Here is a 13709-nt window from a genome sequence, read left to right on the forward strand (position 1 = left end):
GTGTCGGCTCACGGCTGCGGGCGTTTCACGCCGTTGCGCAGCAGCGCCAGCCAGTTGCGGTCGTTGGCCTGGCCCCAGCGGTAGGTGCCGCGATCGTTGAAAAACACCGAAATGTCTTCCAGGTACCACATGTGCATTTTGACGTTGAGTTGACGCACATAGTCGCTTGCCGGGCAGACGATGGCTGCCCAGGGGTCGCATATCCACAGGCCGACCCAGCCCGCTTCGCTGAAGTCCAGGGTCGAGCCCAGCGTCGCCGGCGGGTTCCCCACCACCACAAACGCGTGGGCGGGCGGGCTGGTGCCCCAGACGCGCGCGGCGCCGCCGTTGAACCTGATCAGTTCGCTCGCCACGTGGGCCATCTGGTCGCAATTGCCTGCGCCGGTCTTGAGGATCACTTCGGTGTAGTTGGGCTGGCCCGCCCGGCTGTACTGCCACATCACCAGCGGTTCGGCGATGGCCAGCCGTTCCAGCTCGTCGACCCCCGTGCCCACGATGTTGGCCGAGCCGATCCCGGTGCTTTTGACCAGCGCCACGGTGCTGGCCTGGGCCTTGCTGGCCAGGTACTGATTGAGGGTCTGGCCAGGCTGCGCGAGGTAGGGCGGCCAGGTGTCGAGTTTCAAGGGTGTGACGGCCACGCTCATGCCCAGGCGCTGCCCCTGATCGCTGGCGTTGAGCAACAACTCGCGCTGCTTGATGACCCGCAGGCCGCGTGACTGCTCGAGCAGGCGCTTGAGTTTGGCCGCACCGAAGCCGCGCCTGGCCAGTTGTTGGCTCAGTACCTCCAGGGTGGGCAGTGTGACCAACGGGCGGTTATGCACAAACCCGGCGGCGCTCAAGTAGTCGAGCTTGCGCTGGCTGAATGCGCGGATCAGCTGTTCGGGTTCACCGCCGAGGTTGAAGTCCAGGCGGTTGAACAGCATCGCCGGAGCGGGGGCGATGGCGATGCCTTCGTAAAAGACCCCGGCGTCGGCCTCCACGATAATCCGCGTGCCTCCCGCCGGGGTCAGTTCGATCGCCATGGCGCGCAGGGTTCGGCTGTCATCGGTGCCCACTGTCAGCCCGGTCAGCTCGACCACGCGCGTGTCGCGGTTGAGTTGATTGTCCAACTGATTGTTGGGCAGGCCGAATTGCGCTTCGTTGGCGATGAGCCGACCGGTGAGCTGGGGCTTGTAGGTCAGCGGCGCGGTCCTGGCCACTGGCGTCAGTTCAAAGCTGGTGCCTTGGGGCATCGCTTCGTACAGCCGGCGGTTGTGAACCAGCTTGCGCGGGTCAGGGCCGACGGCGGGGGCGGGGATCAGGCGCAGGTGCTCGATGGCCTGGGCGCGGCGTTGCTGGATCGAGGCGTTGAACGCGGTGAGTTTTTTGGTGAAGCAGATCAGTGGGATCGGGCTGCGTTTGCTGCGCGCCGCACCGCACAGGCTGTCGAAGCCTTCGGCGGCCTTGAAGTAGGCGGGCGAGGCCAGGTCGTCCAGGTGGGTCGGCGCCTGGTGCTCCAGGCGGAACAGGTTGTCGCCGTCGAGCAGGTCGGTGGCGTCGCGACGCACAATCAGCAGCGGCTGGGTGGCGAACAGCCGTTCGCTGACCAGCACCTGCTGCCCGCGGGCGTTCTGCATCGGCGCCACGCCAAGGGCGCTGTCCAGACGAAAGGTGTGGCTCGGCGGCCCATAGGGTTTGCCGGTGAACGGGTGGCACGGGTACCAGTGGTTTTTGTGCAGCAGCGCATTGATCCGCAGCAGGTCGCTGCCGCGCAGCAGCGTGCCGCTGCCGAGGTTGGCGCCGGCGAGCAGCCGGGGGTAGTCGAGCAGGAACCGGTCGGCGGTGCGACGTTGAACCTGTTCGATGGCCGTGTGGAGGATTTTCCGCGCGCCGCCGCTCAGCCGGATCACCCCGCTGCGAGCCAGCCTGAACAGGCCCGGAAGGCCGTCCAGCGGGTTCAGCGCGGTGTTGAGGAAGGCGCCGCTCAAGCGGGCCAATTGCAGCAGTTTGATCGGCAACGGCGCGGTTTTTTTCAACACCGCCAGGGACGCCGTGAGAAAGCGCTGGGTGGGGAACAGCAGCGCCAACAGGTCGATAAAGCAGGTGTAGCCGCCGTCGATGACACGGCGGGTGTCGCCGGAACCGAGGTCCTCGGCGCAGGACCAGAACGGCACGAGGGCTTTGAGGCGTGTCCACAACCGATCCCAGCGTTGTTGCATCTGCTCGCGCTGCGTGGTCCCCCGGGCTTGCAGGTGCAAGGCGTCGACTTCGAGGAAGAAGTGCTCGCGCACGATGGCTTGGGCAATGGCGCGGTTGAGCGTCGAACCATAGGTCAGCGCCGCCGTCGTCGGCGGCTGGGCGGGGGGCGGGCTGAATGACCACAGCGTCTGCACAATGACCTTGGCGCGCACCCCCGGCCGTGGCGGGCGCCCGTTGGCATAGGCGTCCCAGTCCAGCGGCAGTTCATCGCCCATCAGCAGTTGGGTGACCGGGCGGGTGGCGTGGGGAGTGCCGGTGGCCACCGACATCAGCGTGCCGCCCTCGTGGAATGCCAGCGGTGCGCCGCGGCGTTTGTCGACGCGGTTCAACAGCGGGAACAGCTCGTATTCCTGCACCGCGCTGGGCGATGTACCGCGCAGGATCACGCCCATTCGGGCGCTACGCGCCAACGCTTCCTCCGGGCTCAGCAGGGCGAGGTCTTTGCCGGGTTCTTTTTTCAGCACCAACAGCTGCAAGTCGGCCTGTTGCAGGTGGTGTCGGTCGGCCAGCGGCAGTTGCGCCAGCAGGTCTTCGATCAGGCTGCTGTAGGCCTGCTTCAGGCGTTCGATGTAGGCCGCGAACGCGCTGTCGAAGCGTTGATGGATGTTGCCCAGGCGCCCGAACGATGGGCGCAGTTGTGCCAGGTCCAGTTGGGGCTCGGTGGACTGCCAGCGGCTGTCGCCCAGTTGGCCATCCATGTGCAACTCCACCAGGCTGTGCAGGCTGTAGTTCCGGCGCTCGTGATGGTGCATCGGGAAGCGCAGGCTGCCGCCGGCGAGCGGCGGGACGGGGCGCCACAGGCAGGCTTTGTCCAGCAGCGTCTGGTTGGGGAATAGGTTTTTCAGGTCGGCCAGGGCAATGCTGCGGCGGGTCGGTGGCGCGTCGGCAAAGGTGATCAGGGCTGCCTTCAAGGCGTGCAGGCGTTGGCTGAGGCGCAGCTTCAGCGCGTCGATTTCATGCGCGAGGTAGGCGGTGTTGTCGCGTTCGGGCAGTTCGCCCACGGTGATGGCCCAGTCGAGCAGGGTGCGGGTGGCGAGGTATTCGCGCCACTGTTGTTGCTGGCCGGTCGTGGCGGGCATGGATGCCAGGGCGAGCATGTCGTGGTAGCTCAGCTGGCGCGGTGAGCCGGGCGCCATGGCCTGCGCGATCAAGACCCCTTGCTTGAAACTCATCCAGGCGATCGAGCTGCGAAAGCGCATCGTCGCAGGCAGCCCGCGCACCAGAAACTCCGGCGCGGCGCCGGCCAGCAACAGGTGGGCGGCGAGGGGCGCAGCGCGGGTGGAGACCTTGCAGGTTCGCACCAAATGCAGTTCCAGGTCTTGGCGCACTTCACCATGGGGCTTGCCCGCGCGGGCGCTCAGCTCGAAACCGGCGATGGGAGCGCCTGCTTCGCCGGCTCCAGGGTCGAGGTCGAGGATCAGGGCGCTCAACACCAACAGGTCGAGGCTGGTCTGGCTGGCGGCTTCGTCCGGGTGCTGGCCGTACCAGTGCAGCGCCGTCACCAGTTGTTGGCCCAACTGCCGCGCCGGTCCGCGCCGCAGCAGTTGTTTGAGCAAGTGGTCGGCCTGGGCGCGGATCGCGTCAGCACTCAGGTCGCTCAGCAGTGTGCCGCACAAGCGGTCAAGCAGGCGTGGGTGGCCATCGGGCAGGCCGTGATTGGCGGTGGCGAGAACGCTGTGGCGCTGTTCGCTGAGCAGTCGCACCGGCGAGTGGGGCGTGGCGCTCAACAGCCCATGATAGTCGCCGAACTCGGGGCGGCGGGGCAGGTTCATCTCCAGGGTTTGCAGGGTGTCCTGGGCTTCGTCGACGCTGGTCGGTGGCGCAAGATCATGCTGTTGCAGCAGTTGCTGGAGGGTGAAGGGGCCGCAGATGGCGTGCGGGACAACGGCGGGATGGTGCGGCGCGCCGGAGTCCGGTGCGGGGTGCAACGTCACGCTGGCCGTGTCGATCACGTGGTCGTTGGGCGGGGCTTGGATCAGGCCTTTCAAGCACTCGGCCATGACGTCGCGGTCATGGTCCTGGGCCAGCCACTGCTGGTGCTGCATCAGGGCGAGATCGGCGTTGGCCAGGTCGCTGACCGGCAGCGTGGTCAACGCCGTCGACTGGCGCAGCGTGTCGATCAGCACGCGGGCTTCGGCGGGTGTGTCGGGCACCGGCAGATCATGGCAATTGAGCAGTTGGGCGAGGCTGAACTGGCCGCTCTGGTGGACAAAGCTCCCCAACTGCTCGGCGACTTCGACCAGGTGTTCGAGCTGGCCGTCAAGGGGCAGCGCCAGCAGTTGTTCGATGCCGATATCCACCAGCCCGCCCCAGGCTTTTTTGCCGCTGAGCCGGCGTGTGGCGGGATCGAACATATACGTGCCGGGTTGCAGGCCGTCGACCGCTTCCAGCGCCAGGAACGACGGGTTGCGGGTGATGGCGTCGAGTAACGCGGCGCCGGTTTGCTGGGCGGTGGCCCAGAACGAACCGGAGTCGAGTTTGAAATAGGTCCTGTAGCAGGAAAACAGGCTGAAATCGTCGTCGTCGAGCAGGGTTTGCAGTTGGTCGGCGATCTGTTGCCGGTCTTGATTCAACCGCTTCAACCCGTCATCCAGCCCCGCCTTGGGCTCGGCGAAACTGTTCGATTGATCGAGCGCCTGGGAGATCACCCTGCGCTCGCCGCGATGCTCTGGGTAGGGATAGCCATAGAAATTCAGCACCGATTGCGCCGGCAGTTCGAGCGGCGCGGTTTCGAGCGGCACGTCCAGGCCGGCCAGGTCCACCGGCAGGCGCGTGGCCCAGGCCCGCAGGTGTGGGCGGCTGAGTGCGCGGCGGTATACCTGCAGCCAGCAGCCCAGGGTGGAGTGCTCGGGCACGATCACTGTGGTGGAGTCGCCGTTTGTCAGGTGATTGAACAACGCGCTGATCAATTGGCCATCGGCGGCCAGGCGTCGTGCCCGGCCTTGTTGGAGTACGTCGAGGGTGGTCGGCATGGGGAGATCCTTTCGCTGGGATTGCCGTCCTGGCAATCGAAGCACCCCATGGTGAAGGGGCGGCCCGGCGGCGGGTATGGCGATGCTTCCCGTTCGGCCGTGGCCGGCTTCCGCGTTGTCCGCCCGATGGGCTGAAAGTATTGAAGCAGAGCCTTCGGCTGGGTATATACGGCCTAGGTAGGGGCATGACGCTGCACCAAAGCTGTGCAATACTCGGCGCGCGTCAAACGGAGAAAATCCTTACGCTATCCAGGTAATGCCCCTCCACAAAAGCCGCTTTTACCGCGAGTTCTCGCTGAATCTTGCCGTTTATTAAGTGAAAAACCCTGGGTTGAGCTTTTTATACTGCACCCCCGCTGAACTGGCCCTGGCCAGACGGGTTGGCCCATGAGGCGAACCCGGTGTGAGGCGTCCTGGCAGACCTGCTGCGACGTCGAGTACTCGGTGGCTTAATCCAATAACAAGACGAGGTTGTACCCCTATGCCAGTTGGCAACCACCTGCCTCATGGCGAGACCGCTCAGGGCGGCCCGCTGAAACGTGAACTGGGCGAACGGCATATTCGCCTGATGGCCCTCGGCGCCTGCATCGGTGTCGGCCTGTTCCTTGGCTCGGCCAAGGCCATTGAAATGGCCGGCCCGGCGATCATGCTCTCTTACATCATTGGCGGCCTGGCGATCCTGGTGATCATGCGCGCGCTTGGCGAAATGGCGGTCCACAACCCTGTCGCCGGCTCGTTCAGTCGCTATGCCCAGGATTACCTCGGCCCGTTGGCGGGCTTTCTCACCGGTTGGAACTACTGGTTCCTGTGGCTGGTGACCTGCGTCGCGGAAATCACCGCCGTGGCCGTGTACATGGGCGTCTGGTTCCCCGATGTGCCGCGCTGGATCTGGGCCCTGGCAGCCTTGATCAGCATGGGCACGATCAACCTGATCGCGGTCAAGGCGTTCGGTGAGTTCGAGTTCTGGTTCGCCCTGATCAAGATCGTCACCATCATCGCCATGGTGATCGGTGGCGTCGGCATCATCGTGTTCGGTTTCGGCAATGACGGCGTGGCGCTGGGGATTTCCAACCTGTGGGCCCACGGCGGCTTCATGCCCAACGGTGTGCAGGGGGTGTTGATGTCCCTGCAAATGGTGATGTTCGCCTACCTGGGCGTGGAAATGATCGGCCTCACCGCCGGTGAAGCGAAGAACCCGCAGAAGACCATCCCGAATGCCATCGGCTCGGTGTTCTGGCGCATTCTGTTGTTCTACGTCGGCGCGTTGTTCGTGATTCTGTCGATCTACCCGTGGAATGAAATCGGCACCCAGGGCAGCCCGTTCGTGATGACCTTCGAGCGTCTGGGCATCAAGACCGCCGCCGGCATCATCAACTTCGTGGTGATCACCGCTGCCTTGTCGTCCTGCAACGGCGGCATCTTCAGCACCGGGCGCATGCTCTACAGCCTGGCGCAGAACGGCCAGGCCCCCGCGACCTTCGGCACCACCTCGCGCAACGGCGTACCGCGCAATGCGTTGCTGCTGTCGATCGCTGCGTTGCTGCTGGGCGTGCTGCTCAACTACCTGGTGCCGGAGAAAGTCTTCGTCTGGGTCACCTCGATTGCCACCTTCGGCGCGATCTGGACCTGGGTGATGATCCTGCTGGCGCAGCTCAAGTTCCGTAAGAGCCTGAGCCCGGCGGAACAGGCGGGCCTCAAGTACCGCATGTGGCTGTACCCGGTCAGTTCCTACCTGGCCCTGGCGTTCCTGGTGCTGGTGGTGGGCCTGATGGCGTACTTCCCGGACACCCGCGTCGCGCTGTATGTCGGCCCGGTATTCCTGGTGCTGCTGACGGTGCTGTTCTACACGTTCAAATTGCAACCGACCCAGGTTGCCCAAGGCGTCGCGCGCTCGGCGTAACGCTTGCTCAAGGCGGCCTGTGGCGCACAGGCCGCCTTGATGCGCTCAATCGCGCGGCAACGCGTGAAGGGCGGCGTCCGTCAACTGGCCGATGAGGCGGTTGCGCTCGGCGGTCTGCGTGTCGATCAGCGCTTGCAGGCGGTCGAGGTGTTCATCGGAGTGTTTGTCCGGCAGCTCCTTTTGCAAGAGCCCGATCTTGTAGCGGGTCACTTCCTTGATCGTCAAGAAGGGCGCGGGAAAGCGTCGTTCCAGGTAGTCGAGCCAGAAGTCGCAGGTTTTGTATGCGTTCACCAGCCCAGGGGAATCCTTCAACCCGCGCAGCATTTGACGCGCCTGTTGGACATCGTTGTCGACCACGCCGTACCCCTCCACTGAATACAACATTTGGTCCGCCTGGACCGGCAGGTTGAATTCCTCGCGCAACATCACCCGATAGAACAGGGTGATTTCGGCGGGGTCCGGCGAACGCCCTTGCGCGGTCAAGCGGCTGATGTGATCGTCGGCGAACTGGTCGAGCTGCTCCAGGTAATACACTTGTTTGGCCAGGCCGAGCAGTTCGCGGTCGATGCGGTTTTCGTCGTATCGAGCGAGGGTCTGATGCACTCGGTGCATGAGCTCCATGTTGTTGAACAGCAGTATGGCGCCGTCGCCACAGGTGCCCGCCGCATGGGTGTTGAGGAACACTTTTTCGCGCAGCTCGGTGGAGTTGCTCAGGCCATCGAGCAGGTTCCAGACCCGGAATGTCAGTTTTTTACGTGCATTTCCAGCGATGGTGTACTCCAGAGACTTGGTCAAGTCCGCCAACACTCTGAAGACATCATCGGGACGGGCGCCTTCATGGCTTGACAGACCGTTCCACAGTTCTCTGGCGCTGTCGTGTTTAAAGGGTTTCAGGTGGACCAGCCAAGGCAAAATGCCGCGTTCGGCGGGCGGCGTGTGGGCGATGCCGGGGAGGGAGCCCCCTACGGCCATGCCAATGTCGGCTTGGTATTGCCTAATGCGCTGCAAGGTTTGGGGCGACAGCGGATTGTCATGCAGGAACGTCGAACGATTTCGGATGATGGCTCTGGGGTGGGTAAACACGCGCTCGGGAATGCTGGAGATCTGGTTTTCCTGCAAGTACAGGGTGTTCAGATTCGCGTGATCTGCGGCGCCGATCGGCCATTGTTGGGTATGGGTTGCTCTTAAATCCAAGGTCGAGAGTTGGCTCATTCGCGTGACGTCGAGCGTGATCCCCAGGGGGTTGTAACCCAGGTTGAGGTTTTCCAGGTTGACCATGGCGGCGAGGCGTGCGGCGGACTCCTCGGTTAAAACCAGCGCGTTGCCTTCCAGGTTCAGGCGGGTGAGTTGCGTCATCTGGGTGATGGCGGTCGGTAGCTCGCTCAACTGGCAGTCGATTTGCAGGGCCCGTAAGCCTGGGAAGAGCGCGAGGAATGCATGGCCCGAGGCGGGGAAGCTGTCCCCGGCGATACTCAGGTGCTCGATGTGCTCGAAGCCCCTGAACCCGTTGATAAAGGCCGCCGTGGGCAGATCGATGGTGTCCAGTTGCAATGTCAATGACTCAGCATGAAACAACCCATCGATGTAGACCTGTGGCGGCTCATCCCGTCGCCAGGCCCTGCGCAGTGTGTTGGCGATATGGCGACGACGGCCCAGATGGAGGCCCAGTGGGTCGGTTTCGTCGTTGTCGGTGTCACGAGGGGTGTCGCTCCAGCGGGTCAGTTCAATGTCCAGGAAGCTGTATTCGGCCTGGCGTCGGTCAAGCTCGATCAGGGCGGCCGGCTCATCCAGGTTGAGCCAGCGGATGAAGGCGCGGGCGGTGTCATTGTCGAACCGGGGGTAGAGTTCCTGGACCCTGCTCACCAGGTCCGGCGCGCGATTACCGCCGAATGGCCACAGCCAGTTCCAGACGGGGTACACCAGAAATGAGCGATCCAGGCCCATCGGCGGTTGCAGCCAGGGTTGCAGGTGCGGCAGGTCCAGCAGGCTTTTTATCGCCACGCGCTGGGACAGCGCCAGCTTGGCGATCTGCTCCTGAAGTGGCGCGAGGTCGTCTTCATGTGTGATTCCCAGCGTGCTCCGTTCGGTGTCGGTCAACGTCTGGATGATGGCTGACAGCAGGTTGCTGCCGCTGCCGGCGGGCGTGGCGAGAGGCGCTCCTTGTGAGTCGTAGGCGTGGTAGACCTGGTGTTGCTTGACCAGCACTTTTTGGCGCGTCCCGGCCGGGTTGCCGGCGGCTTCGATGCTGGAGCCGCTGAAGTGTCGGTCGCGGACTTCGATGTGCAGGTCGCTGGGCCAGCCGGGCACGGTGTTGAGCAGGTGCAGGATGATCCGGTCGCTGTCCGGGTTGATCAGGTTGTCCAGGTACAAGCCCTCGAAGGCGCGGTTCAGACGCACCTCGTGGGCGGTCAGTCGGGCTGTTTCGCCGAGGCGCAGGCTCACCTTGCCGTGTTCGTGCAGTTGCTTGAGTTCGCGGGGCGTTGCGTGGTCGAGGATGCTGTCGACGGTGTTGTTGGGTAAGTCGGCATGTGCGGCCTTGAAGCGTTCGCGCGCGACGTTGGGGCTGCGGTGCTCGCTCTCTTGGTAGAGCGAATTGAACAGATGGTTGGTTTCTTTCTCGGCGAACTCGACGATTTTTTTCACCAGTTTGAACAAGCGCTCTTCAGCGGAGCTGGGCAATTCGCCCAACAAGGCATTGATCAGCGTGTCGTAGCCGGTGAGTTGGTTCAGCAGGCGGGCGTCCCTGTAGTCCTGCTCGGTCACGAGGATTGTTTCAGCGTTCGGGCCCGCACTGGCCGGGTATTGATAGCGCACCTCGTTCCCGGGGCCGACGATCTGCAGTCTGTGGTTGTCCGGCCATCCCGGCAACGCGGAGATCACCAGCAATTGCAGGGCCGGCTCGGCTTCCTGGGTGTTGGGGTTCACCCGCAGTGCATTGATGAAGTGTTGAATCTGTTGCTCGATCTTGAAGCGTTTGCAGGTGTCGGCCAACAACGGCGGCACCGGGTGGGTGGCACGGTGTACCTGGCGCAGTACGTGGTCCGGGGTGTCGGTCAGGGCGAGGATTTGACTGGCCCGTTCCTGCGTAAACGCGTAGTCCTCGTGCCCCAGGCGGTGGAATAGCTGGTGGGTGTCCCAGGTCATCGGGTTCTCGCTGGCCAGGCGCCAGGTGCCCTGGCCGTTGTGCTCCAGGAGCGGGGTGTCGACACCGATTTTTTTCGGGTGCTTGAGCCGCCATTTGAACAGCGTTTTATCGAAGACGATGCGGAACAGGCTGCCGAACAGCGGCAGGTATTCGTTGCCCTCAATCATGAAGATCCCGTCGGTCCTGGGTTTGAGGCCAGGTGACAGCATTAGGTTGTGTTGGTAGGGCACCAGCGAGCCATTGACCAGGCTGACGTGACCTTGGGGGTTGCGTCGGGCGCTCATGTTGTCCCCCAGGGTTTTGCGCAGGCCCTTGGCGTCGGTGACACTGCTCATGCCCAGTTGTTGACGTTCGTGGGGGTGGAGCACCGAGGCGATGGCCAGGTAGAAGCTGTCTTGGGCGGGTGAGACGGGGATTTCACTGTCGTTGCGGATGTCATAGGCCTGGTAGCGACCGCCGGGGTGCAAGCGCAGGTTGACGGTGAGGTCGTCCGCACCGCTGGGCACGAAGGTCTCGCCCTGGCTGACATCCGTGACCACGAAGGGACGCTTGAGGGTGTCGCGGATCAGCGCGCCGGCAAATTCCCGGGCCCAGAGGTCAGTGTCGGCATTGAAGTCGCGGGGGTTGTACAGGCTGTCGATCACCGCGTCGATGCGCAACGCGGTACGTTGGCGATCGAGTGTTTCAACGAACGCTACCGGCAAGGTGCCACCGCTCAGAAACGCCTCTTGCTGGCGTGCTGTCAGCGGGTGCTCGGCGAGCAATCGCGCAAGGTTGGCGGCGGTCAGGGGCGGGTTCAGGTCGCGCAGTTTTTTCAACAGGGGCGTGACGGTAATCAAGGCCGGTGACACCTTGACCGGCAGAAACCGTCTTGCCGCCGGTGCTGCGGCGAGTTCCGCTTTTTCGTAGCCCCAGTAATCGAACAGCGCCGAAAACAGCGCGTGGCGCTCGAGGCTTGCCAATGCGCCAACCTGTTGGCGTACGCTGCTGACGCGCGCGTCCTCGGAGGCGTTGGGTTGGTCCTCTTTACCCAGGGCCGAGTCGCGTGGTTGCTGGCGGATGATCAGTTGAAGCAGGTGCTCGTTGCCCTCGGGGCCGCTGCCCGCGTCGCTGAGGTCTGTGTAGCTGCCATCCTCGCGGCGCTTGAGGTTGATGGCATGGGGGCGTGGGGGTGGTTGCTCGGTTTTGCCGTAGGTCTCGATCCGCGTGCCTTGTGCATCGTGGATATGCAGCAGGGTGTCGGTCGGCCAGCCGTTGAGTTGGGTCAGCAGGCAGAAGACCGTGCTGTCGGCATGCGCCGGCAGTTGGCCGGGTTGGGGGAACCGCTCGATGATTTGCTGGATGACCTGATCGACCTGCAGTCGCCGGGCGCCTTCGATCAGGTTCAACGGTGCCGGCTGGGCGCGCCACACGCGATCCAGCGTATCGCGAGTGGTGGCGGTGCTTCGTAGCATGTGTTCAAGGTCGGCCGACGGGATCGTCGACGCCCCGTTGGGCAGCATGCGTTGCAGCAACTCCGGGTTGGACAGGAGATGGGCATTGTGCAGATCGAAGGTCCAGGCCTGGAGCTCTGGGGCGAATATGATCGCTGGGGTGTAGCCGTCTTTACCGCGTGTGAGTACGTAGCGTTTGTGCGCGTCGTCGAATTTGACTTCGATCAGCACATCCATCTCGCCCTGGCGCAGTTTGGCGTAGAGGTGACCCTCGACCACGTAAATGCCCAACGCGTTGGGCGTGATACCGTTGACCAGGCGCTGGTTGTCGTGGGCATACGGTTGGGCGTCGGCTTTCCAGAGCCCATGGCTGCCGTCGGCGCGCGTGATTTTGTACGGGTTGCCGAGTTTTTCCAGGTACGCGTGCATGCGTTGGCGATGGGCCCTTCCGGCGGTTGAGATCAGCTTGCCGCTGACGGCCAGGTCGGTGACATCGGCCAGCGCCGAGGCAAATCCGCTGGCTTCGCCCTTGGCCAGCTCATTCACGCCCTGGGCGGCGCTGTAGGTCAGGCTGCCCATGACCGCGAGTTGCATGACCCGGTTCATGCCGGTGACGCCGCCGGGCAATGGCGTAAGCAGCATCTGCAGCACTTCGCCGGCAATCGCTGCCGCCGCATCTTTGAGGGCTTGCCAGTCTTTTTCCGAGCGGGTTTGCGCCAGTGTGTCCAGGTCTGACTGAAAGCGCTGGATCTGGCGATAGGCACACGCCTGCACCAGGGTGATTGCGCGCCCGGATTTGATGTCGGTGTTGAAGCGGATGTTGTCCAGGGTCTTTGTTGAGAAGGCCAGGTGAAAACCGTCGTACACATAAGCGCCTAACCAACTGAACCCCTTCAGATGCGGCGCTTTGTTGATCAGTGATCTGAACACCGACAGCCCGATCAACGGCAATTGCCGGGAGAACCAGCCCAAGTCTTTTTTCGCGTGGCTGTCAGTGAGTTGTGTGCGAAACGCGTACTCGGCGGCCTGGGCATCGTCGTGGTATTGCAACGCCCCGCCGGGACGGAAAGGGAAGTAGGACAACACGCCCAGGCTGGCCACGCGAATCAGCATTAAGGGCACGGGGATGCAACTGTCCCAGGGGACGAAGGGCACGGAGATCAGGGGGGTGATACCGGAGCTCAGGTTCAGCGTGTCGAACGGCAATTGCGCACCAGTGCCTTCGATGGCGGCGTTGAGTCGCGTGTAGATCTCGAGGGTGACGCCGGTAGTGGCACGGTTGCGGTAGGCTTCGATTGCGTCGAACAGCAGGCTGGCCTTGGCCGACGCCTCGAACAATGGGCGCAACGGCCCGCCCGGCGCCATGGCGGTACGGGCTTTGTCGCGCAACTGAGCGCCCAGGTCCAGCGTGCGGGCGGCTTCGATGAAGGCCAGTGCGCCCAGGCTTCTGTCGTTGTCCGGCCCCACGATATAGCTGGCTTCCACCAGGCTGAAACCCGAGTCCCCGTGAATGGAGTGGGTGAAACCGTAGTTCAGGCAGGCCGCTTCCCACAGCGACATGTGCTTGAGATGCTCAATGTAATGGAAGTCGTAATGGGCCCGACGATAGCGTGCGGCGGGCAGGGGCACGGTATTGAGCGGAAGGAGCGGCTGCGGCGGGTCCCAGGGGAAGCCCTGCTCCCGTTTCTCTTTGTAGCGGGTGAACAGGGTGTATTGCTCGGGATCGCGCCCGCCGATTTTTTCCCGCAGTTGCGCAAGGCCTTGAGTCTTGAAGTCGCGGGTCAGCGCTTGCTGGGCGTGTTCCAGAGCGGTCAAGGCGCTCAATGCCTCGCGTTGCAACCTGACGTAGCGGGCTTTTTCCTGTGGGTTCAAGCTGCTCATGGCTTGAATCACGTTGTTCTGAATCTGCTCAAGGGCTTGTTGCCGTGACCAGGAACTGCTGGACTGCAAGTTGCCTGATAACCCGTTGAGTCGTTGATAAGTTGACATCAGCCATACCCTTTCACGATAAGTGGAAGGGC

At 63.4% G+C, this 13709-nt stretch carries 3 protein-coding genes; 1 reads left to right on the forward strand and 2 read right to left on the reverse strand.

The annotated features are described in order from the left end of the window. Positions 1–8: 8 nt before the first annotated feature. Positions 9–5210, reverse strand: coding sequence for a hypothetical protein (locus JN756_RS06285; protein WP_201021936.1), 5202 nt, complete (start codon positions 5208–5210; stop codon positions 9–11). 481 nt (positions 5211–5691) lie between these two features. Between JN756_RS06285 and JN756_RS06290 the strand changes: the two genes are divergently transcribed. Then, positions 5692–7110: an amino acid permease gene (locus JN756_RS06290; protein ID WP_177030255.1), complete on the forward strand. Its 1419-nt coding sequence runs from the start codon at positions 5692–5694 to the stop codon at positions 7108–7110. Positions 7111–7155: 45 nt separating this feature from the next. Here JN756_RS06290 and JN756_RS06295 read toward each other — a convergent pair whose 3' ends face one another. Beyond that, a complete protein-coding gene (locus JN756_RS06295) occupies positions 7156–13677 on the reverse strand; it encodes an NEL-type E3 ubiquitin ligase domain-containing protein (RefSeq protein WP_236255085.1) in 6522 nt (2173 codons plus the stop codon). Positions 13678–13709: the final 32 nt, after the last annotated feature.

The sequence above is a fragment of the Pseudomonas sp. Y39-6 genome (assembly GCF_023651955.1).
GTDB classification, from domain to species: domain Bacteria; phylum Pseudomonadota; class Gammaproteobacteria; order Pseudomonadales; family Pseudomonadaceae; genus Aquipseudomonas; species Aquipseudomonas veronii.